Here is a 21,964-nt window from a genome sequence, read left to right as displayed (position 1 = left end):
CGACGGCGGCCAGGGCGTGGGTTCGCCGGAAACCGGCCCGGTCGCCGGAAACTTCCGGCGACCCCGGACGCTTTCGGCGAGTCCGACGTCGGCGGGGGCCTCAGACGGCGCAGCCGTCCGGACCGCAGGATTCGCCGGTGGCGGCAGGCGCGGTACCGGCTTCGCCGCCGTCGGAGGCTCCCACCATCACCAGCGGCTGGCCTTCCTGCCACGCCTGCTCGAGGGCCGCGGTGAAGGTCTCGGCCGGCTGGGCGCCGGAGAGCCCGAACTTCCGGTCGATCACGAAGAACGGGACACCGTTGATGCCAAGGGCCTGGCCCTCCTCGAAGTCCAGCCGGACGTCGTCGGCGTACTTGTCGGTGGTGAACAGTTCGTCCAGTTCGACGGCGCCGATCCCGAGGTCCAGGCCAAGGGAGGTGAGGTACTCCCGGCTGCCGATGTCCTTACCGTTCTCGAAGTGGTCGCTGAGCAGGCGTTCCTTCGCGGCGTCCTGTTTCCCGTGGGCCGCGGCGAGGTGGATGAGCCGGTGGGCGGTGAAGCTGTTGGCCACGACGACGTCGTCGAAGCGGTAGTTGAGCCCCTCGCCCCTGGCCTGCTCCGCCACGTGCGCAAACATTCCGGCGACCTGGGCCGGGGCCATGCCCTTGCGGGTGCTCAGGTAGTCCAGTTCGGTGCCGTCGTAGTGCTCCGGCAGCGACGGATCCAGCTGGTAGCTGCGCCACTGCACCTCGACGGAATCCCGGTGCGGGAAGGCAGCGAGGGCGGATTCAAAGCGGCGCTTGCCGATGTAGCACCAGGGGCAGGCCACGTCGGACCAGATCTCAATCTTCATGCTGGCGTCAACCCCGCCGGGTGCGGCGCCATTCCCGGACGACCTGTCGGCTTGGTCACGGCGTGGCCGGGCGCTCCAGCACGAAGTCGTGTTCTACGGTGCTGCCGAGCCTGAACGATTTGGTGCCGACCTTGCGGAAGCCGGACTTTTCGTAGAAGCGGATGGCGCGGGCGTTCAGCTCGTTCACGCCGAGCCAGAGACCGCGGGCACCCGCCCCCGCGGCTTCGACGATACTGGCGTGCATCAGTTCGGCGGCGGCGCCCAGCCCGTGGTGGTCCGGGTGGACGTAGCACTTGCTCAGCTCGGTTGAAGGCAGGATGGTCAGGGCGGCGGCCACGTCCGGGTCCCCGGCGGGCCGGGCGGCGAGGAGGCTGTAGCCGCGGAGCTCGCCGTCGGCGTCGATCACGAGGATGGTGATGTCCGGATCGGCCAGGTAGGCGCGGAAGTTGTCCTCGCTGAGGGCGGCAGCGAGGTGCGCGGCGATGTCCGCCGCCGTCGAGCTGGGCGGGCAGGCCAGCGGGAAGGTGACGGCGGCGAGCCCGGCCAGCCGGCCGGCGTCGTCCGTTGTTGCTCTGCGGATTACGTGGGTCATACTCCATTGTCGCGGCACAGGCTGCGGAGGAAGGCCAGTCCGTTTTCAGCCAGCTGATCCTGGCTCGGGGCCAGCGGACGCCAGATCGACGCCGCGACGGCAATGGCGGCATTTTCGACGGTGAAACTCTCGATGTTGAGTGGTCCCGTGTAGCCCACCTCATCGAGGACCTGCAGGAGGCCTTCCCAGTCCGTCTGGTCCCCGCCGGGGGCGCCGCGGTCGTTTCCGCAGACCTGCACGTGCACCAGATGTTCCCCGGCAGCCCGGACGGCCGCAGCCACGGAGCGCTCCTCGATGTGAAGGTGGTAGGTGTCCAGCGCGAGGCCGACGCCGTTCCCGAGCAGGGGCTCCAGCGCCTCAAGCGCCTGCTCCACTGTGTTGATCAGCGACGTTTCGTACCTGTTCAGGGGTTCGATGCCCAGCACCACCCCTGACTCCTGGGCGCGGGCCGCGACCGGTTGGAGGTTTCGGCGCAGCTCGGCGTAGGCGTCCCGCCGCTGGTCCCGCGACATCCGCCAGACCCTGCCGGTTTGGGCGTAGAAGGGTCCGCACACCGTCGGGGAACCGATGCTGCTGGCCATCGTGATGCAGTCGCCCAGGTAGGCCTGGGTCCTTTCCACGGCGGCTTGATCCGCGGCCACCAGGTCCCGCCCCGGCGCCATGGCTCCCACTACGTAAGGCTTCAGGCCGGTATCCGCAAGGGATTTGAGTGCGGTGCCGGAAGAGAAGTCGCCCGCGTTTTCCAGCGGTAGTTCGACGGCGTCAAAACCCAGGCCGGCCATTTTCGCCAGCAGCCCGGGGAGGTTGGCGTCGGTCAAGGGGGATTCCCAGACCCACGTGCTGATTCCTGTTGGACGCGCCAATGCTGCCTTCTCCCATCTACATGTCCTGCTGCCGATTCCAGGCTGTGGCGGTCCCGCGGAAACCCCGCGGGACCGCCAGTCCCGGTCAGGGCATCTGCCGCTGTTGCCAGACCTCGGGGTAGCCGTCCAGGTCCTCGCCGCCGAACTTGGCGTAGTGCCCGCTTGGCATGCCCTCGTTGCGCTGCAGCCAGTCGTCCAGTTCGTCGGCCAGGATGGGCTTCTGCGGGAGGACCCATTCGGTCGGAACCTGCTCGCCCTTGAAGATCTTTTCCAGGGCCAGCAGCGGGGTCCGCCACTGGAAGTTGGAATAGACCGGGGCCATGGCGGTGATCCCGGTCTGCTTCCACTTGGTCAGGAAGCTCATCTCGTCCTCGCCGGTCATTACAGGCAGGGCCTTGCCGGCGTCCTCGAAGGCCTCGAGGGCAGACACTGCACCGTCGCCGGCGTCCATCCAGACACCCTTGACGTCACCCGTGGCCAGTTCATCGGAGATGATCTTTTTGATCTCCGTGGGATCCGCGCCGGTGAAGTAGTCCTTGGCCTGAATTCCCTTTTCCTCGAAGATCTTCTTGGCCGCCGCCCAGCGGTGCTCCAGCACGTCCACGCCCGGGAGGATACGCAAGGCCACCACCTTGTCGCCCGATTTCAGCTTCTCACTGAGGAAGGTGGCGGTGTCGATGCCCCACGCGAAGCCGCCGATCGGGTGGATGAACGAAGTGGCGCATTTGGTCTCCACGCCCCGGTCGAACACCACCACGGGTTTCCCCGTCTGGCAGGCACGCTCGACAGCTTGGGTGAGGGCCGCCGTGGAGTTGGGCGAAATGACGAACGCACCGCATTTGCCTTCGGCGATGAAGTAGTCAATGTCCGCGATCTGGGTGTTGTCGTTGTCCTTGGCGTCACGGGTTTCCATTTCGGAAATGACCCCCGAGGCCTGGAGCGCCTTGAGCTGCTGATTCATGGTGATCCAGCCCGTTTGCCGCCAGGGGTTGGAGATGGAGGCGTTCGCAAAGCACACCTTCTGGGCTCCCTGGGCGGCGAACTTGGACGTGTCCGTCATCGCGCCTGCGATGTACTGCAGGTACGGCTGCTCCGGGTCCCCTTCAAAGGTCGCAGAGCGCTGCTGGTTCTGGGTGTCGTAGAGAGACTGGTCAAACCAATCTTTACTCGCTGGAGTGCTGGCTGCCGGGGAGCCGGTGCCGGCCGCCGTCGTTTGGGTGACGGACGGGTCGGTGGTGGTACACGCGGTCAGGGCCGCCAGCGGCAATGCTGCGGCAAGGGCGATCACGCGGACAGGGTTTTTGCGCATCAGACTCTTTCTCCTCCTTGTTCGGTGCCCTTGTCGGGCGTGGGTGCTGCGGCCAGTTGGTGCTGTTCGTCATGGGCAGCGGAACTGGCCCCCTTGCGCTTGCGCTGCCATGATCTGGATGCTGCGGCCACTGCGATGATGATGATGACTCCTTGGACCGTGTCCCGCCAGGTCGCCTGGACCCCCATGAAGTTCAGGAGGGTGAATAGCGACTCGAGGGCGAACGCCCCGGCCGCAGCGGACAGGACCCAGCCCCGCCCGCCGCCCAGCACGACGCCCCCAAGAACGACGGCGGTGATGGCCGTGAACTCGTAGCCGCGCCCCACCGACGGGTGGACGCCTGCGTAACCCACGAGCAGGATTCCGGCCACGGTTGCCGACAGCGAGGACATTATGAAGGCCCGGGTCCGCACCCACCACACGCTTGAGCCGGCGAGCGCGGCCGCAACGGAATTGTCGCCCACCGCGATCAACATGCGGCCGAACGGGCGCCGCATCAGGACGGACGCCGCCACGGCCACCGCTGTGAGGATAATGACCGGGTAAGGAATGATGTCCAGGACCGGTACGCCCTGGATACCGCCGCGCCCGATCTGCCGGAAGCTGGCCGCAGGGTTGCCCTGGGCCGCTCCGCCGGTCCAATAGAGGACCAGCCCGAGCAACGCCAGCATCATGCCGAGCGTGACAATGAAACTCGGGACTTGCAGCAAGGTGGTGATGAGTCCGTTGACCAGCCCGATGAAGGCGCCCAGCACAATCATCAGGACCAGTACGGGGATCACCTTGGAATCGTCCTGCCCGATCAGGTTGCCGGCAACGATGACCTGCATGGTCACGACCGAGCCCATCGACAGGTCGAATTCCCCGCCGACAATGACGAAGTACTGGCCGATGGCGGCGATGGCAATGGGGGCAGTCCTGCCGATGAACCGGATGAAGGAGCTCGGCTCGCCGAAAGAAGGATTGAGCACAATGATGGCCGCCAGGAGGCCGATCAGCAGGACGAAGACGGCGCCGCCCGGGGTGCGCACGGCGCGCAGCAGCCGCTCGGAACGGCTCGCACGGTTCTGCTTGAGAACCGCGCCACGCTCGGAGTTCACTGCCGTACTCATGGCCCCTCCACGGACACAGGCCGGGCAGCGGGCGTTTCCGCGGACCCTTTCGAGGCGAACCGTTCCGGTCTGCTCACGATCCGGCGCCCGGCGTAGACGGCGACGGCCGCGACGATGACGACGCCCCTGACCACGTCCTTCAGGAACGGGTTGACCTGCATGACGGACATGATGTTGTCCAGCATGGCAAAGATCAGCACGCCCCCGAGGGTGCCCGCGATGGTCCCCTTCCCCCCGGAGAGCAACGTGCCGCCGAGCACGACTGCGGCGATGGAGAGCAGATCGTAGCCGCCCTGGGAACCCACAGTGGGACTGCCCACGCCCAGCCTGCTGGCAAGCAGCAGCCCGGCCATGGCTGCCAGCACCGAGCAGATGACGTGGGCAGTAATGACCGGCACATCAACGCGGATTCCCGAGGTGCGAGCCACGGCGATGTCGCCGCCGACAGCGTAGAGATGGTGCCCGACGCGTGTGCGGTGCAGGAGCAGCCCGGCCAGGCCCGCGCAGGCCAGCATGATGATCGTCGAGATCGGAACCGGGCCGAGTCCCGTGGCCCCCACTAAGCGGAACGCCAGCGGTGTCTGGCCGAAGCTGCCCTTGAAGTTGGTGGCGAGGAAGCCGCTGATTATCAGGCCCACGCCGAGCGTGGCGATAAACCCGTGCACGTGGAGGCGGGCGACGATCAGTCCGTTCGCCAGGCCAATGACGGCTGCTGCCCCCAGCGTCAACAGGACTGCGGACAGGACGTTGTTGGGGTTGTTGGCCATCACCCCCGCGGCGATAAGGCTGGCCAGGCTCGTGACATAGGGAACCGACAGATCCAGGCTGCCGGCCAGGATGACCAGCGTCTGACCGATCGCGATGAAGCCCAGGACGCTGGTTCCGGTCAGGATGCTGGAGATATTTCCCGCGCTGAAAAAATTCCGCCCCACGGAGTTCACCAGCACCGCGCCCAGGATGAGGGTCACCAGCGCGACGACGTAGACGATCTGGGTGGAGGACAGTTTCTGGAAGAATCCCGCTCGCTGTGTCATGCCTCTCCTTCGGGTGCCGTCCTGGCGCCGGTCCCCATCTGCAGGATGGCTTCTTCTGACGTTCCGGCGGGAAGTTCACCGGCCAGCCGGCCATCGCGCATGACAAGGATCCGGTCAGACATGCCGATGACCTCCGGGAGCTCGCTGGACACCATCAGGATGGCCTTCCCCTCCGCCGCGAGCTGCCGCATCAGCCGGTACACGGCAACTTTCGCCCCGACGTCGATGCCGCGGGTGGGTTCATCCAGCAGGACGAGCCGGGGCCGGATCGCCAGCCACTTGGCGAGGACCACTTTTTGCTGGTTGCCGCCCGACAGGTACTGCACCTCCTGGTCCAGGTCACGGGCGATCACTTCGAGGGAGGAAAACACGCCCGGGATTTCCGTCCTGACGGACCCGGTGCGGCCCGGAAAAACGGACCGGATCACGCTGAGGGCGTTGTCCAGGATGGACTGGTTCAGGCTCAGGCCCTCAGCTTTGCGGTCCTCGGTAATCAGGGCCATCCGTGCCCGCACGCCCTGGCGCGGCGACTTGGGCAGCAAGTCCCGGCCCGCCAATTTCATCGTTCCGCGCGTGAAGGGTGCTGCGCCGAAGATGCCGTGCAGCAATTCCGTACGGCCGGACCCTTGGAGCCCCGCCAGGCCGACAATCTCGCCGGGCCGGATGCTGAGGTTTATCCCGTCCAGCTGGCCGTTGCCAACACCCGCCAACTCGAGGATCGGCTCCTCCCCAACGCCGGCGGCTTCCACGTGCTCCCGGGGCAGCTTGTCCGGGAAGTAAGCCGAGATTGGCCGGCCCACCATCAACCGGACCAGCCGGGCGTCGTCGAGTTCGGCCGCGGGCTGGGTGCTCACCACCTTGCCGTCCTTCAGGACGGTAATGACGTCGCAGAGGTCGAACACTTCCCTAAGGCGGTGGGAGACGTAAAGGATCGCCGTTCCGCGTTCACGCAGACGGGCCACGATTCCGTAGAGAAGTTCAACCTCGGCGCCGGCCAGGGCGGCTGTGGGCTCATCCATGGAGATGATCCGGGCGTCATAGCTGACCGCTTTCGCGATCTCCACGACCTGCTGCTCGGCCACAGTCAGGCTCCTGACTTGCGTGGTGGGCCGGATCTCGGTGATGCCCAAGGACTCAAGCAGCTCCGCCGTTTTCGAATTCATCAGGGCCTTGTTCACCAGCAGTCCCCGGCGCGGCTCCCGGCCCAGGTAGATGTTTTCGGCCACTGTCCGGTCAGGCAGGAGGTTGAATTCCTGGAACACCGACGACAGCCCGGCTTCGTGGGCCTTGGTGGGGTGGCTGAAGCTGACTTCCTGGCCCTCCAGGAGCACGGTTCCGGCGTCGGGCTGGTACACACCGGCCAGAACCTTCATCAGGGTGGACTTCCCGGCCCCGTTTTCCCCCATGAGGCCGTGCACCTGGCCACGGTGAAGACTGAGATGGGCGTCTTCCAGGACGGGAATGCCGAAAAAACTCTTGGTCAGTCCACGGACCTCCAGGATCGGCGGTGGTGCCGGGGAGTTGTGGTTCTCCATCGATGCGTCCTCCGGGCTAACTGTGACAAGGGCTGATTGTGTTCCGTTCAGGAATACGCGAGCGCCCACTATTGCGGCCGTTCGGCCGGGTCCGCGGCGCTGAACGCGGCGTCGAAGGAGCTGCTCGACGCCGGAAAGTCGAATCTTTTGAGGGCGGCCAGGGCTTCTGGAGCCCCGTGGAGGCGGTCCATGCCGGCGTCCTCCCACTCGACCGAGATGGGGCCGTCGTAGCCGATCGCGGTCAGGGCGCGGAAGGAGGATTCCCAGGGCACGTCGCCGCGGCCGGCGGAGACGAAGTCCCAGCCGCGGCGCGGGTCGCCCCAGGGCAGGTGGGAGCCCAGAACGGTGTTCCGGCCGGTGGGCCGCAACTTCGTGTCCTTGCAGTCCACGTGGTAGATCCGGTCCTTGAAATCCCAGATGAAGGACACCGGGTCGATGCCCTGCCACATGAAGTGGGACGGGTCCCAGTTCAGCCCGAAGGCTTCGCGGTGGCCGATCGCTTCGAGGGTGCGCACGGTGGTCCAGTAGTCGTAGGCGATCTCGGAGGGGTGGACTTCGTGGGCGAACCGGACGCCACACTCGTCGAAGACGTCAAGGATGGGGTTCCAGCGGTCTGCGAAGTCCTGGTAGCCGGCGTCGATCACAGACGCAGGGACGGGCGGGAACATCGCGACGTACTGCCAGATGGACGAGCCGGTGAACCCGACGACGGTGTCCACGCCCAGGGCCTTGGCGAGCCGGGCGGTGTGCTGCATTTCCTCCGCGGCGCGCTGGCGGACGCCTTCGGGGTCGCCGTTGCCCCAGACCTTGGGGCCGACGATTGCCTGGTGGCGGAAGTCGATGGGGTCGTCGCAAACGGCCTGGCCCTTGAGGTGGTTGGAGATGGCCCAGACTTTGAGGTTGTACTTTTCCAGGACGGCGAGTTTGGCCTTGACGTAGCCCGGCTCGTCCCAGCGCCAGGCGTCAAGGTGGTCGCCGGAGACGGCGATCTCCAGGCCGTCGTAGCCCCAGCCGGAGGCCAGCCTTGCGACTTCCTCGAACGGCAGGTCGGCCCACTGGCCGGTGAACAGTGTGTACGGGCGGGCCATGTCAGGCTCCTTCACTGGGGACAGGGACGGCAATTGCCCGGGAGTCAGCCAACTGAACCGTGGAGCTCCCGGCCCCGGCACTTTCCTCGACCGCGGCCAGGATGCGCTGGACTGCCAGTCCATCCTGGAACGACGGTGAAGGCTCTGCTCCGGAGTCAATCGCCAGGAGGAAGTCGCGGATTTCGTGCGTGAAGGTGTGTTCCCAGCCGATGATGTGGCCCTGCGGCCACCACGCGGGCAGGTACGGGTGCTCGGGTTCGCTGACCAGGATGCGCCGGAATCCCTGCTCGCGGGCAGGGTCAGTAGCGTCCAGGAAGTGGAGTTCGTTCAAGTTCTCGAGGTCGAACAGGAGGGAGCCTTTGTCGCCATAGACCTCGAGCGTGAGGGAGTTCTTCTTTCCGAGGGCCACGCGTGAGACTTCAATCGAGGCGACGGCACCGGAGGCAAGGGTCAGCGTCGCCCACGCGGCGTCGTCGACCGTCACTTCCTCCAGCCCGCGGGCGCCCGGCCGGTGCGGGGTGAAAGTCCGCAGCCGGCCTGAAACGCCGGTCACCTGGTCCGCTAGCAGGAACAGCACCTGGTCGATGGCGTGTGAGGCGATGTCGCCCAGCGCGCCGGAACCTGCGGTGTCCTTCTGCAGCCGCCACGTCATGGGCGTTGCCGGGTCTACCAGCCAGTCCTGCAGATAAGCCGCCCGGACTTGTCGGACCGCCCCCAGCCGGCCCTCGCTGATCAGCTCTCGGGCTAGGGCGAGGGCGGGAACCCGGCGGTAGTTGAAGCCGACCATTGACTGGACTCCGCGGGACTGCGCTTCCAGAGCCGCCGCCGCCAGGGCTTCGGCCTCGGCCAGCGTGTTCGCCAGCGGCTTTTCCACGAGGACGTGCTTGCCTGCGGCGAGGGCCGCGAGGGCGATCTCTGCGTGCAGAAAGCCAGGGGCGCAGATATCCACCACGTGGATGTCGTCGCGGGCGACGACATCCCGCCAGTTCGTGGCGGATTCCGCCCAGCCGTACCGCTGCGCGGCCTCGGCGACTCCTTCCGGATCCCGCCCGACGAGAACCCGCTGCTCGAAGGCCGGGACGCGGAAGAAGCTGGCCACGTTGCGCCACGCGTTCGAGTGGGCCTTGCCCATGAATGCGTACCCGATCATGGCTACGCCGAGCGGGTGCCGGCCGGGCATGGATTCCTGCAGACGCATGGTTTCCTCGGGAGGCATGGCGGGCCTAGAGGGTGGACGCCATGGGATCCCAGTCCTCCGGGAGGGCTGCGGATGCGGGAGCGGAGCTTTCGACCGTGTACAGCGGGATCGGGAATGGCACTGTCTCTCCTCGTCGTCGGGGTATGAGCTGCCTCACACCCAAGCTAGGACTACTTCTGTCGATCGTCAAGCAAAAGTTGAAAACTGGGTTCCGGATTTGTAGAACGTGACACGCAGAAGTGCCCGTGCTATCACTGACTCATGACTTCGCCTACCGGCACCGACGCCGCCGCCCCCGAGGCCGCGGGCAGCATGTCCCGTGCCGGGGACCTGTTCCAACTGCTGCGCGATGGCAAGGCCCGCACCCGCGCCGAGCTGGCCCTCACCACCGGCCTGGCGCGTTCCACAGTCGCGTCCCGCATTGACGCACTGATGCAATCCGGGCTGGTCGGGCCGGCAGGCGAGGCCAGTTCCAGCGGCGGCCGGCCGCCGTCGCGCTTTGCCTTCAACCCCGCCGCCCGCGTGGTGCTGGCGGTCGACGTCGGCGCCACCCACGTGAACATTGCCGTCACGGACCTGAATGGGACTGTGCTGGCGGAGCGGCGGCTGGGCCAGGACGTAGCCGACGGCCCGGTTGCCGTGCTGGACCGGGTGGTGTCGGAAGGGACCAAATTGCTCGGACAAGCGGGCCGCGGCACGGAGGACCTCGCCGGCATCGGCATCGGCCTGCCCGGCCCCGTGGAACACGCCACCGGGAGGCCGGTGAAGCCGCCGATCATGCCCGGCTGGGACGGGTTCGACGTCGTCCGGCACGTCCAGCGCTCGCTGCCGGTCCCCGTGCTGGTGGACAACGACGTCAACATCATGGCCCTCGGCGAGCAGACCTCCTACTGGCCGGAAGACGGCAACTTCCTGTTTATCAAGGTCGCCACCGGAATCGGCGCCGGCATCATCAGCAGCGGCCAGCTCCAGCGCGGCGCCGACGGCACGGCGGGGGACCTCGGCCACGTCCGGGTGCCGCGCGGCGACGATGTGCTCTGCCGCTGCGGCAACTACGGCTGCCTTGAGGCGCTCGCCTCCGGCCCCGCCGTCGCGCAGTCCCTGACGCTCCAAGGCGTGACGGCGGACGACGGCGGCGACGTGCTGCGGCTCGTGGCCGAGGGGAACCTGCAGGCCATCCAGGCCCTGCGCCAGGCCGGGCGGGACCTGGGCGACGTGCTGGCCACCGTGGTGAACCTGCTCAATCCRTCCGTCATTGTGATCGGCGGAAGCCTGGGCCAGGCCGGTGAACACCTCATGGCGGGCGTCCGAGAAGTGGTTTACCGGCGGTCGCTGCCGCTTGCGACCACCCACCTGCGGATTGGTCTTTCCATGGCGGGGGACCAGGCCGCCATCCTGGGCGCCAGCCAGATGGTCACGCAGTTTGTGCTTTCGCCCGCTGTGATCGAGGCGACCTTGCAGTCCGCGGGCTGACGCCGTCGCGACCCCGGGGGAGTCACAATCGGCAGGTCCGGCGCGGGCACGTGATAGCAATGGGACTGATGAAATCATATTTCTGCCTGTCGGCCGGGCCGCGGCACCCATGAGCGCAAGCGTCCTGGCGAAGGTGCCGCGCAGCTGGATCCTGCTGGCCGCCATCGGGCTCATTGCACTGAACATGCGCGGACCGTTCGTGGCCGTGGCCCCGGTGGTCGGACTGATGCAGCAGGAGCTCGGCCTCTCCCCGGTGGAACTTGGCTTCCTGACCGGCATCCCGGTGCTGTGCTTCGCACTGGCCTCGCCGCTGGCCTCGCTGACCGGCCGTAAACTCGGCGCGGAAGTCGCCATCACCCTCACGCTCCTGGGTGTGCTGCTCGGCGTGATTGTGCGCTCGGCGGGTGACAGCGCCGTCGTGATGCTGGGCACGGTGATTCTCGGCGTCGCCATCACGATCGGCAATATTGCCGTTCCGCTGATCATCCGGAGGGACTTCGCCCCGGCCCGGCAGGGCACCGCGATGGGCATTTACACCGCCGCCCTGAACATCGGCTCGTTCATCACCGCCATGGTGATGGCTCCGCTGGCCGAGCTGTTCGGCTGGCGGCTGGCCCTTGCTGCCTGCGGCCTCTTCGCCGTCGCGGCGCTGGCTGCGTGGGTGCTCGCCGTCGGCGGCCGGGCGTTCCGCCCCGAACCGGTTCCCGGCCCGGGTCCGCCGCGTGCCGGGGCCAAGCCGGCGTCGCGCTGGATCACGGTCGGACTGACCGTGGGCTTCGCAGGGCAGGCGTTTTCCTATTACGGGGTGACCGCGTGGCTGCCCAGCATCCTCGCCGACGAATTGGGCATGACGGCCGCGGGTGCCGGCGCCGGATCCTCGCTGTTCCAGATCCTTGCCATCGTGGGCGGGCTGGGCGTTCCGCTCGCGGCCCGCTTCGCCAGCACGACGGCGGTCGGACTCACCCTCGGGCTGTTCTGGGTGACCGTTCCGCTGGGCCTGCTGCTGGCGCCGGAGTTGTGGTGGCTGTGGTCCTCGTTCGGCGGGATCGCCCAGGGCGGCGGTATCACGCTGATTTTCATTGCCATCATCCGGCTGGCCCGGGACCAGGCCTCGGCCGGACGGATGTCCGCCGTGGTGCAGGGTGTGGGCTACTCCTTCGGTGCCCTGGCCCCGACCCTGCTGGGTTATGCGCACGGCGTCACCGGATCCTGGACCGGCCCGCTGCTGATGGTGCTTTGCTCGGTGGCGCTGTTCATCCTCGGCACCGGACTGTCGCTCCGGCACGTCCCCAAGGTGCACTGACGACTCCTTGTTCGCCCCCTTGCGCCGAGCCGTCTCGTGAGGGAGCGCACGCATGGCCCCGCCGGGCTGTCGCAAACGATGTGACGCAGGTCATTCCCAAAAGTTGCCGAATTGCTAGGATGACCGCATGGAGCCGAAAGCAGAGCCGCGCGCGTCGACGTCCGAACGAAGCCTGTCTCGTGGGTAGCGGGCCCGGCGGGCGCCCCAAAATACTGCTGGTCAAGACCCGGGGACGGGCGACACTGGACAGCCAGGAACGCCTGCGACGGGAACAACGGGGTGAAGATCCCCGCAGCATGCTGTTTCAAAACACCCTGGGCTGCGACGTCCTCGACGAAGCAGCCATAGCGGCAGTCCCAGGGCGGCGGGGCAGGGTGTATCGGAAGCTGCCAACCTTCGTAGCCCAGGCCGTGGAGGCCGGCAGGCTGAGCCGGTCGTACGACGTCGTGGTGACCTGGTCAGAGCGTCACACCGTAGCCGTCGCCGCTCTCTTTGCCGTGCTGCGCCTTCCTACCCCGCATCTGGCCTTGATGTTTTGGCTGTCCAAGCCGTCGGTGCGCCTGCCGCTGCGAGTGTTCCGGTCCGGCGTCGACCGGATCATTACGTGGAGCTCGGTCCAGCGCGATGTGGCGGTCGAAAGGATCGGGTTCGGCCCTGAAACTGTCGTCCTGGTCCGCCATCCGGTGGACCAGGAATTTTTCCGCCCCGAGGACAGGGCACGGAACATCCTCTTCTCCGCCGGATCAACCCAGCGGGACTTCGACACCCTCGTGGCGGCCGCCCGGGGACTGGGCATTCCGCTCCGGATCGCGGCATCGTTGGTCGTCGCCCTCAACGGGTTCAAGGTCACCACGACGGACGTCCGGCAGCATCTCGACACGTCCGACGACGTTGAAGTCGAATCCTTGGACTCGTCGCAGCTTCGGGCCTCATATGCGGAAGCGAAGGTGGTTGTGGTCCCCTTGCTGCCCACCGATATCGACGCGGGTGTGAACGTCATTCTTGAGGGCATGGCCATGGGACGACCGGTGATTTCGACGCGGACAGCCGGGCAGATCGACGTGATACAGGACGGGGAAACCGGCATGCTGGTTCCCCCCGGCGATGTTGCGGCGCTCAGGGCAAAGATCGAAATGATCCTCAACGATCCCCATGCTGCGGAGGACATGGGACGGCGCGGCCGGGCCTATGTCGAGAAGTACCACCGCCTGGAGGACTTCATCGAGCACGTCCGGGCCAGCACGGAGGAGCTGGCAGGAATGCGGTCCAGGGGCTGGCTCCCGTTTCCCGGGAAGGCGAGACTGCGGACCACGTAGCCCGCGGCCAGTCCCTCCCCGCGGTGGGCCTAGGAGAGCGCCCCGGAGTCTGCACGAAGTATTGACGTCGGAGCATCCGGGCCACCAGCTGCGGGCTGCGGTCGGCGGCCGGCGCCTGGTCTGCGCTTGCCGGCCAGGGCGCGGTCGACACTGAGCGGTATCCCCGCGGCCAGACCGATCGTCAGGAGGGTCAGTGCGAGGACGGCCGTCGCGTTCCGCACACCGACGTAGGCTACGAACTCCACGCTGGGGGCCGGCTCGGTGGTGATATTGGCGGCCGGCTTGATGCCCAGTTCCTGCTGGGAGTCCTTGGCAATGCTGGAAATCCGGTCCAGGATTTGCTGGCGCTCAGTTGCGACCTCATCCATGGATTCACCCACGATTTCGATCGTAATGACGGGGCGGTTGTAGCTCAATTGCCATTGGCCGCCAGAGCTGGGGATATACACCAGGTGACCGCTGCGGATGCCTGAACCGTACAGCGGGGAGGACGTGCTGGTTGGAACTGTCTTTCCGGCATCGGCATTCAAGCGATGCATTACCACTGAAGCGAATGCCAGTATTTGAGCTGGGTCTTCCTGCAGGGCGTTGCCGCTGCCTGGCGCGCGCGGAGACAGGAAAAGCACATCTGTCTTGCTGTAGTAAATGCCAGTGGCCGTGCTGGCCGCGAAGAGAAGAGGGAGCATAACAACCACGGTGCCCAGAGCCAGGTACCATCTGCGCGCAATGGCATTCCGCCCCTTTCTCAGGCGGCGCCCGAGCCGTTCCCGTATTTTCACGACAGCCCGCTGGGCATGGCTGGATTTCGGCCGATGTTGGCGTAGGCGCCGCACAAGCCGGCAACCATGAACACTGTGCCGCAGGCCTGCGGAAAAGCGAAGGCATCGAAGAGCGCGAAGTTCAGGCTTCCGGCCAGCATCGAGGCGACCAAGGCCAGTCCCATTGCCTTCATAGGTTCTTCGGCATAAAGGCGGCGGGAGGAATACGCCGCCGCCATCGCGGAAAATACGATGGCGAGCAGGGCAAGCACTCCGACGATCCCGATCTCCACGGCGCTCACCAGGTATTGATTGTCCAGAATCCGGTAGGCGGGCAGGAACGTCCCGAAGCCACGGCCAACGAAGGGGCTCACGAGGAAGAATTGGATTGCTTCGTCGTAACTGTCCGTCCGCGAGGTGATGCTCGAATCATTGGCCGAGAACATTCCCAGGATCGTTCCGGCCATGCCCGGAACGGCCACATAGACGGCAACGGCCCCGAGCGCCAACGTGGCGCCCGCGGCCCTGCGGACCACCGGCGGCCAGGACGGAAACAACACCAGGTAGACCGCTGCCATGGCGAGCAAAGCCGACCTGGTAACGGAAAGCACGGTGGAGAGCGTAATGACCGCTACCGGAAACCAGCGCAGAAAGGCCGGGCGGGAGCGGTCGCGAATGGCAACGGTAAGGCAGAAGGGGAGCATCATGGTCAAGACCACTGCGTACTCCAGAGGGTGGGTGGCAGTCGCCGCGGACCGCACGAATCCTGATCTGGCGCCGATGCCGTTCTCTCCGGGTCCGGACAAACCTGGAATTTGCCACGTGTCCACAATGCTCATGCCCGTGAAGAACTGGAACAGTCCGAGCGTGGCGTAGAGGCCGGCGAACAGGGTCAGCCTTCGGATCAGGACCATGAAACGGTCTTCGCTGCCTATTGCGTCGTTGGCCACCAGCAGGATGCCGACCAGCGCTGCGATGCGAACCAGCCCCAGGTCGGCGACGCTTATGTCGGCTGCTGGAAGGGCCGTAAGCGCGGCCTTCGCATAGCTGGCCAGACAGGCCCCGACGAAAAGGAAGGCAGCAACCCGGACCCACTGCAACTGCTGGCGCCCGCTGGCGGCCGGCTTTTGGAGGTGGTGCCACGCCCACCACAACAAGGCCACCAGGGCAACAAGGTAGGCAGGGGCACCGGCGCCGCCGAGTGCTTCTATTCTGCGGTCGGCCGGAACCAAGTAAAGGAGGACCGCGAAGCAGGTGAGGACGGTAACGCCGTCGGGCGGGCTGAGCTGGCTGGATCTTGCCGCCGTCATTTCACGGGGCGTTGCCGCTGAAGCCACGGCTACTGATTCGTAACCATGGTGGGGAGTTCGTCCTTGTCACGCTCCGGCCCGTCGGAGCCATCCTCGGCTGCCGGAGGTTCCATTGCTTCCGGTTCCGGTGCTGGACGGCGGCTGCGTTTGGTCCCGCGCCGCGACATCCGCACTTGGTCGTCGGCCGCTGGGGATGGCTCTTCGTGGAGTTCAACTCCCGGGCCCGACGCGTGACGCCGACCCGCTTTTTTCTTTCGGGAGGTGAGCAGCCGGTCCAGCAGTCCGGTCAGCAGCACTGTCATAGAAAGTCCAAGTGCGACGCCGCCCAATACAGCGCGAAGTTGGCTCTGCAGAACCTTTGTTGTCGCATCCTCACGGACAATGGTCAAGGCCGTGATCCGGGACGCGTCTGGAATGTTGAGCTGGTCCTGCATGTTCTCCAAGTTTTCAGGCACCACCCTCAGCACCGCGTCAAGGACCTGCAGGGTGCCGTCCGAACTCTCACTTTCCGCTGTGATGAGCATGATTGGCCCGGGCGACAATGTGTCCTTGACCGCGGTATAGGAGCCGTCCGGGTATGCCTCCAGGATCTGCTCGCTAGTCGCTTCGGAACCCAACTTTACGGTCAAGACGCCCAGCGCCTGTTCAAGTCCACCCAGGAACAGATAGGGATTGCCGTCCGCGGACACCAGCGAGGGCGGCGGAATCAGCACGACTCTCGCGGTGGCGCGGTGTGTGGGCGGGACCACCGACGCCAGTAGCAGCGCGCCACAAGCCGTCAGCAAGACCCCGATGACGACGAAGTACCAGCGTCGCAGGAGACCCCTGCCCAGGTCATGCAGAAGCATAGGCGCCACTTGATACGGGCGGGATGCAGCCGCGGACCGGTCTCGGCGCCTCTGGGTAGGATCTGAGTTCCATTGCTTGCCTCCGTTGCGGCGCCGAGAGCTAACGAGCGGGCTGATGCATCCACGTTGTCACATCGTAACCTTGGGCACCTTGGCGCGACAGTAGTCACAGGGAAGTCAAGTAGTCCACGCAAAATGGCAGGTACTGCCACTAAGAAGGACCACTTCACATGTGGGGTCGCAGCCGGGCCCACGGGCCGCCGAGGTGACAGTTGAGGCCCATGTTCACGGGGACCATGGGCCTCAACTGTCACCTCGACGCCGTTGTCGGGAGTGGGGGTCTTCCGTCGCTGGGCCGCCGCCCCGGATCTCGGGGTGCCTGTTGCGAAGGGCATGGCAGCCCAGCAGACGGAATCTGTGCCCTGCCGTTAGGCGGGGACGAGCGCCGGGTCCTCGCTGGGGACTTCTGCGCCGTCGCGCGCTTCATGCAGGAACCGGTCGTAGGCGGGAAGGGTCAGGAAGGCGGGGAACGACGGGGTGAGCGTGACTTCCTCGAAGATGTCCCTCGCATCTGCGAAGCGGTCGCCCTCGAAACGTTCCAGCCTGGCGAACTCCTCGTCCAGCATGTCCTCGACCCATTCGCGGGTGATGACGTCGCCGTGGTCCGTGATGGCGCGGGAGAAGATCCACTGCCACAGCTGCGAGCGGGAGATCTCCGCGGTGGCGGCGTCCTCCATCAAGTTGTGGATGGCGACGGCGCCGTTCCCGCGGAGCCAGGACTCGATGTAGCGGATGCCGACCTCGATGTTGTTCCGGATGCCCTGTTCGGTGATGGTGCCGGTGGTGGAGGCGATATCGAGCAGTGCGCGGTCATCCGGGGTGACGTCCTCGCGGAGGCGGTCCAGCTGGTTCGTGCGGTCGGCGAGGACGCCGTCGAACACTTCGCGGCAGACCGGAACCAGGTCGGGGTGGGCCACCCAGGAGCCGTCGAAGCCGTCGCCGGCCTCACGGGTCTTGTCCGCACGGACCTTCTCGATGGCGATCGCGTTGGCGTCCGCATCCTTGCGGTTGGGGACGGCCGCGGCCATGCCGCCGATCGCCATGGCGCCGCGCTTGTGGCAGGCCCGGACGAGCTGCTCGGTGTAGGCGCGCATGAACGGCTGGGTCATGGTCACCTGGCTGCGGTCCGGCAGGACGAAGCGCGGGCCGCGGGTGCGGAAGTTCTTGATCAGGGAGAAGATGTAGTCCCAGCGGCCGGCGTTGAGTCCCGCGGCGTGGTCGCGCAGTTCGTAGAGGATCTCCTCCATCTCGAACGCGGCCGTGATGGTTTCGATCAGCACGGTGGCGCGGATGGTGCCCTGCGGGATGCCCAGCAGATCCTGGGCAAGGACGAAAATATCATTCCACAGCCGGGCTTCGAGGTGGTTCTCGATCTTCGGCAGGTAGAAGTACGGTCCCTTGCCCTGGGCGATCAGGCGGCGGGCGTTGTGGAAGAAGTACAGGCCGAAGTCGACGATTCCGCCGGCAATCGGGGTGCCGTCAATAAGCATGTGCTTTTCCGGCAGGTGCCAGCCGCGTGGCCGGACCACGATCGTGGGGAGCTCCTCGGCGGAGCGGAGCTTGTACTCCTTGCCCTCCGGGGACGTGAAATCGATCCGGCGCTCCAGCGCGTCGGTGAGGTTGAGTTGGCCCTGGATGACGTTGCGCCACGACGGGGTGGAGGAGTCCTCCATGTCCGCGAGCCACACCTTGGCGCCGGAGTTCAGCGCGTTGATGGTCATCTTCTTGTCCACCGGGCCGGTGATCTCCACGCGGCGGTCCGTCAGGCCCGGGGCCGGGGGAGCGACGCGCCAGTTCGGATCGTTGCGGACGGACTCGGTCTCCCGCAGGAACCGCGGATCCTGGCCCTTGCCGATCTGCTGGCGGCGGTCACGGCGTGCCTGCAGCAGCTCCAGCCGCCGTCCCGCCGTCGCCTTGTGCAGCTTGGCCACAAACGCCAGCGCGTCCGGCGTCAGGACCTCGCCCTGCCGGCAAATCGGCTGCGCGGTCAGCGTGATCCCATTGATAGTGAAGTTGTCAGTGAAGCTGTTCATTTCAAATCTCCTATATAGGAAGAAGCAGGTTCGACGGCGGGTGCGGTTTGGGGCCGAAAAAGGCAATCCTCCGCGTGCTATTCCCCATCCCCGCCTGGGCCTCGCAGAGCTCGGCCGGGCGGGGACAGGGCCCCTTTTACGCACGCTTCCGGATCACCTTCCCCGGCCCCTGATGGCGCTGGCACCATGGGTGCCCGCCTCCGTCGTGCCTTCGAGTGAGCGGAATGAACGGCTCACCTTGGGCGGGAACTAGTGGAATTGGCCCTCTTCGGTCGATCCGACCAATGCGAGGGTGGATGCGTTCGGGTTGAGCGCGGTGGCGATGTCGTCGAAGTAGCCGGTGCCGACTTCGCGCTGGTGCTTTGTCGCGGTGTAGCCGCGGGATTCGGAGGCGAATTCCTTCTCCTGCAGCTCGACGTAGGCGCTCATGCCTTCACGGGCGTAACCGTGGGCGAGGTCGAACATCGAGTAGTTCAGGGCGTGGAAGCCGGCCAGGGTGATGAACTGGAAGGTGAAGCCCATGGCGCCGAGTTCGCGCTGGAACTTGGCGATGGTGGCGTCGTCGAGATGCTTCTTCCAGTTGAACGACGGGGAGCAGTTGTAGGAGAGCATCTGGTCCGGGAAGTCGGCCTTGACGGATTCGGCGAACTTGCGGGCCAGTTCCAGGTCCGGGGTGCCCGTCTCCATCCAGATGAGGTCGGCGTAGGGGGCGTAGGCCTTGGCGCGGGCGATGCAGGGTTCGATCCCGTTGCGGACCTTGTAGAAGCCCTCCGCCGTGCGCTCGCCGGTAATGAACTCCTGGTCCCGTTCGTCGACGTCGGAGGTGATCAGGGTGGCGGCCTCTGCGTCGGTGCGGGCGATGATCACCGACGGGGTGCCGGCGACGTCGGCCGCCAGGCGGGCGGCGTTCAGGGTACGGACGTGCTGCTGGCTCGGGATCAGGACCTTGCCGCCGAGGTGCCCGCACTTCTTCTCCGACGCGAGCTGGTCTTCCCAGTGCACGCCCGAGGCGCCGGCCTGAATCATGGACTTCATGAGCTCGTAGGCGTTGAGCGGGCCGCCGAAGCCGGCCTCGGCGTCGGCGACGATCGGGACCATCCAGTCCTCGACCGTCTGGACGCCCTCGGAGAACTCGATCTGGTCCGCGCGGAGCAGGGCGTTGTTGATGCGGCGGACCACGGTGGGAACCGAGTTGGCCGGGTACAGGGACTGGTCCGGGTAGGTGTGGCCGGAGTTGTTGGCGTCGGCGGCGACCTGCCAGCCGGAGAGGTAGATGGCGCGGAGGCCGGCCTTGACCTGTTGCACGGCCTGGTTGCCGGTCAGGGCGCCGAGGGCGTTGGTGTACTTGCCGGTGCTGTGTTCCTCGGTGAGCTGCTTCCACAGCTTCTCGGAGCCGCGGCGGGCCAGGGTGTGCTCTTCGGAGACGCGGCCGCGGAGGCGGACGACGTCGGAAGCCTTGTAGTCCCGGGTGACACCTTCCCAGCGCGGGTTGGCGGCCCACTCGAGCTCCAGGGCGGCGGCCTGCTGTGTTGTGTCCTGGCCGGACGGCTGCTGGGTGGGCTCAAATGCTGCAGTCATCGTTGTCTCCTTGGTGGGGTCCGGGGCCGGCTCGGCTGCGTCCTCGCAGTTCAAGCGGCTGATCCGGATGCTGAATCTTTCCGTAAGACCTACTTTTCTGTACTTTCAAGGGGCTTTCTAGATCAAAACTCTGGAAAGAAATGCACTTCTTCGCGTATTCTCAAGAAATGCATCCCGCCAGCTGGAACCGCCCCGTCTTGTCGCCGTCGTCCACCGGGCCTGAGGTGGACGTCATCAGCATGGGCCGCCGGGTCCGACACCTCCGCAAGGCCGCCGGGCTGACGCTGGATGACCTGAGCGCCACCGTGGGAACGGCCCCCAGCCAGCTGAGCCTGATCGAGAACGGCAAGCGCGAGCCGAAACTCGGCCTGCTGCAGCAGCTCGCGGCGGCCCTCGGCGTGAGCATTGACGAACTGCTCGGTGCGGAGCCGCCCAACCGCCGCGCCGCCCTGGAGATCGAGCTGGAACGCTACCAGCGCAGCCCCATCTACGAGTCCCTGAACCTGCCCAAGATCCGCATCAGCTCGCGGCTTCCGATGGATGTGCTCGAGTCCATGGTGGGGCTGCAGCACGAGCTGGAACGCCGGCTCAACGAGCAGGTTGCGACGCCGGAAGAGGCTCGCCGCGCGAACGGCGAGCTGCGTGCCATGATGCGGGAACGGAACAACTACTTCCCGGAGTACGAGGCCGAGGCGCAAAAGGTCCTCGCCTCCGTGGGCCACACGTCCGGCCCGCTGTCCCATCACGTCATCGCCGATATTGCGGGGCACCTCGGGTTCAGCCTCCACCATGTGGGCGACCTGCCGCATTCCACCCGCTCGGTGACCGACCTGAAGAACCGCCGGATTTACCTGACGCAGAACGCGCGCAGCGACCACGACCCGCGTTCGGTGTTGCTCCAGGCGCTGGGCCACTACGTCCTGGGGCACCAGACACCGTCGAACTACGGCGATTTCCTGATGCAGCGGGTGGCCACGAATTACTTCGCCGCCGCCCTCCTGCTGCCCGAGGAGGCGACCGTGGAATTCCTGCAGCGCGCCAAGCAGGCCAAGGAAATCGCCGTCGAGGACATCCGGGACGCCTTCGCCGTGTCCTACGAGACTGCGGCACACCGCTTCACCAACCTCGCCACCCAGCACCTGGACATCCGCACCCACTTCCAGAAGACGCACAAGAGCGGCATCATCTACAAGGCGTATGAGAACGACGGCGTGACGTTCCCGCAGGACCACACCGGCGCGATCGAGGGCCAGCCGTCGTGCAAGAACTGGACCTCCCGGGTGGTCTTCGACGTGCCGGACAAGTTCAGCGCCTACAACCAGTACACGGACACCCCGGCGGGGACCTACTGGTGCACGGCCCGGACCGAGCGCTCCGCCAATGGCGAGTTTTCGCTGTCCGTGGGGGTGCCCTACGCGCAGGTGAAGTGGTTCCGCGGCCGCGACACCACSGAGCGGTCCAAGTCGACCTGCCCGGACGARAGCTGCTGCCGCAGGCCTCCAGCCGCCCTGACCTCCGAGTGGGCCGGAAACGCCTGGCCCTCGGCGCGGGCCCACTCGCACCTGCTCGCCGCGATGCCCCCGGGAGCCTTCCCCGGCGTGGACGAGACCGAGGTCTACTCCTTCCTGCAGGCGCACTCCGGCAACTGACCCTCCGGACGCTCCCGCACGTCCGGCGGGTTTTGGCGTGACGCTCCCGCACGTCCGGCGCTGAAGAGGTGGG

At 66.3% G+C, this 21,964-nt stretch carries 18 protein-coding genes; 4 read left to right on the top strand and 14 right to left on the bottom strand.

Going from position 1 to position 21,964, the window contains the following annotated elements; all coding sequences use genetic code 11:
• Positions 1-100: 100 nt before the first annotated feature.
• The 9 genes from AB4Y67_RS10315 to AB4Y67_RS10275 all read right to left on the bottom strand — a co-directional run bounded on the left by AB4Y67_RS10315 (position 101) and on the right by AB4Y67_RS10275 (position 9,563).
• Positions 101-832, bottom strand: a complete 732-nt coding sequence (locus AB4Y67_RS10315) for a DsbA family oxidoreductase (protein WP_441405681.1) — start codon at positions 830-832, stop codon at positions 101-103.
• A 55-nt stretch (positions 833-887) separates the two neighbouring features.
• Positions 888-1,424, bottom strand: a complete 537-nt coding sequence (locus tag AB4Y67_RS10310) for a GNAT family N-acetyltransferase (protein ID WP_441405680.1) — start codon at positions 1,422-1,424, stop codon at positions 888-890.
• Complete coding sequence (locus AB4Y67_RS10305) at positions 1,421-2,242, bottom strand: sugar phosphate isomerase/epimerase family protein (RefSeq protein WP_441405679.1); 822 nt, start codon at positions 2,240-2,242, stop codon at positions 1,421-1,423. The genes AB4Y67_RS10310 and AB4Y67_RS10305 overlap by 4 nt, the downstream gene beginning before the upstream one ends.
• 130 nt (positions 2,243-2,372) lie before the next feature.
• Positions 2,373-3,596 (bottom strand): substrate-binding domain-containing protein, encoded by a 1,224-nt coding sequence (locus tag AB4Y67_RS10300; RefSeq protein WP_441405678.1) that lies wholly within the window; start codon positions 3,594-3,596, stop codon positions 2,373-2,375.
• The gene (locus AB4Y67_RS10295) at positions 3,596-4,708 is read right to left on the bottom strand and encodes an ABC transporter permease (RefSeq protein ID WP_441405677.1); all 1,113 of its coding nucleotides are present in this window, start codon (positions 4,706-4,708) and stop codon (positions 3,596-3,598) included. Before AB4Y67_RS10295 ends, AB4Y67_RS10300 begins: the two co-directional genes overlap by 1 nt.
• Positions 4,705-5,742 carry an ABC transporter permease gene (locus AB4Y67_RS10290; protein WP_441405676.1) on the bottom strand — a complete coding sequence of 346 codons (1,038 nt, stop codon included), beginning with the start codon at positions 5,740-5,742 and terminating at the stop codon, positions 4,705-4,707. Before AB4Y67_RS10290 ends, AB4Y67_RS10295 begins: the two co-directional genes overlap by 4 nt.
• Positions 5,739-7,277: a sugar ABC transporter ATP-binding protein gene (locus AB4Y67_RS10285; protein ID WP_441405675.1), complete on the bottom strand. Its 1,539-nt coding sequence runs from the start codon at positions 7,275-7,277 to the stop codon at positions 5,739-5,741. Before AB4Y67_RS10285 ends, AB4Y67_RS10290 begins: the two co-directional genes overlap by 4 nt.
• A 68-nt stretch (positions 7,278-7,345) precedes the next feature.
• A complete protein-coding gene (locus tag AB4Y67_RS10280; RefSeq protein ID WP_441405674.1) occupies positions 7,346-8,365 on the bottom strand; it encodes a sugar phosphate isomerase/epimerase family protein in 1,020 nt (339 codons plus the stop codon).
• A 1-nt stretch (position 8,366) separates the two neighbouring features.
• Complete coding sequence (locus AB4Y67_RS10275; RefSeq protein WP_441405673.1) at positions 8,367-9,563, bottom strand: Gfo/Idh/MocA family protein; 1,197 nt, start codon at positions 9,561-9,563, stop codon at positions 8,367-8,369.
• 261 nt (positions 9,564-9,824) lie between these two features.
• On the opposite strand from AB4Y67_RS10275, the gene AB4Y67_RS10270 reads away from it, so the two are divergent.
• The 3 genes from AB4Y67_RS10270 to AB4Y67_RS10260 all read left to right on the top strand — a co-directional run bounded on the left by AB4Y67_RS10270 (position 9,825) and on the right by AB4Y67_RS10260 (position 13,655).
• Positions 9,825-11,036 (top strand): ROK family transcriptional regulator, encoded by a 1,212-nt coding sequence (locus tag AB4Y67_RS10270; protein ID WP_441405672.1) that lies wholly within the window; start codon positions 9,825-9,827, stop codon positions 11,034-11,036.
• A 109-nt stretch (positions 11,037-11,145) separates the two neighbouring features.
• Entirely contained in the window at positions 11,146-12,339 is a 1,194-nt protein-coding gene (locus AB4Y67_RS10265; RefSeq protein ID WP_441405671.1) for an MFS transporter, read from the top strand.
• A gap of 296 nt (positions 12,340-12,635) precedes the next feature.
• On the top strand, positions 12,636-13,655 hold the full coding sequence (locus AB4Y67_RS10260; RefSeq protein WP_441405670.1) for a glycosyltransferase family 4 protein: 1,020 nt from the start codon (positions 12,636-12,638) through the stop codon (positions 13,653-13,655).
• A gap of 29 nt (positions 13,656-13,684) precedes the next feature.
• On the opposite strand, the gene AB4Y67_RS10255 is transcribed toward AB4Y67_RS10260, so the two are convergent.
• The 5 genes from AB4Y67_RS10255 to aceA form a co-directional block, all read right to left on the bottom strand.
• Entirely contained in the window at positions 13,685-14,194 is a 510-nt protein-coding gene (locus tag AB4Y67_RS10255; RefSeq protein WP_441405669.1) for a hypothetical protein, read from the bottom strand.
• A 236-nt stretch (positions 14,195-14,430) separates the two neighbouring features.
• Positions 14,431-15,750: an O-antigen ligase family protein gene (locus AB4Y67_RS10250; protein WP_441405668.1), complete on the bottom strand. Its 1,320-nt coding sequence runs from the start codon at positions 15,748-15,750 to the stop codon at positions 14,431-14,433.
• Between the two features lie 2 nt (positions 15,751-15,752).
• Positions 15,753-16,571 carry a hypothetical protein gene (locus AB4Y67_RS10245; protein ID WP_441405667.1) on the bottom strand — a complete coding sequence of 273 codons (819 nt, stop codon included), beginning with the start codon at positions 16,569-16,571 and terminating at the stop codon, positions 15,753-15,755.
• A 428-nt stretch (positions 16,572-16,999) separates the two neighbouring features.
• Positions 17,000-18,664: a malate synthase A gene (gene aceB, locus AB4Y67_RS10240; RefSeq protein ID WP_441405666.1), complete on the bottom strand. Its 1,665-nt coding sequence runs from the start codon at positions 18,662-18,664 to the stop codon at positions 17,000-17,002.
• A gap of 249 nt (positions 18,665-18,913) precedes the next feature.
• Entirely contained in the window at positions 18,914-20,242 is a 1,329-nt protein-coding gene (gene aceA / locus AB4Y67_RS10235; protein WP_441405665.1) for an isocitrate lyase, read from the bottom strand.
• 140 nt (positions 20,243-20,382) lie between these two features.
• Here aceA and AB4Y67_RS10230 point away from each other — a divergent pair, with 140 nt between their 5' ends.
• Positions 20,383-21,891 (top strand): helix-turn-helix domain-containing protein, encoded by a 1,509-nt coding sequence (locus AB4Y67_RS10230; RefSeq protein WP_441405664.1) that lies wholly within the window; start codon positions 20,383-20,385, stop codon positions 21,889-21,891.
• The last annotated feature ends 73 nt before the right edge of the window (positions 21,892-21,964 follow it).

Origin of the sequence: Arthrobacter sp. YAF17, assembly GCF_052113365.1 — a bacterium.
In the GTDB taxonomy this organism is placed as follows: domain Bacteria; phylum Actinomycetota; class Actinomycetes; order Actinomycetales; family Micrococcaceae; genus Arthrobacter.
Note: the sequence above shows the minus strand (reverse complement) of the source record. Positions and strands in the feature narration are given on the sequence as shown.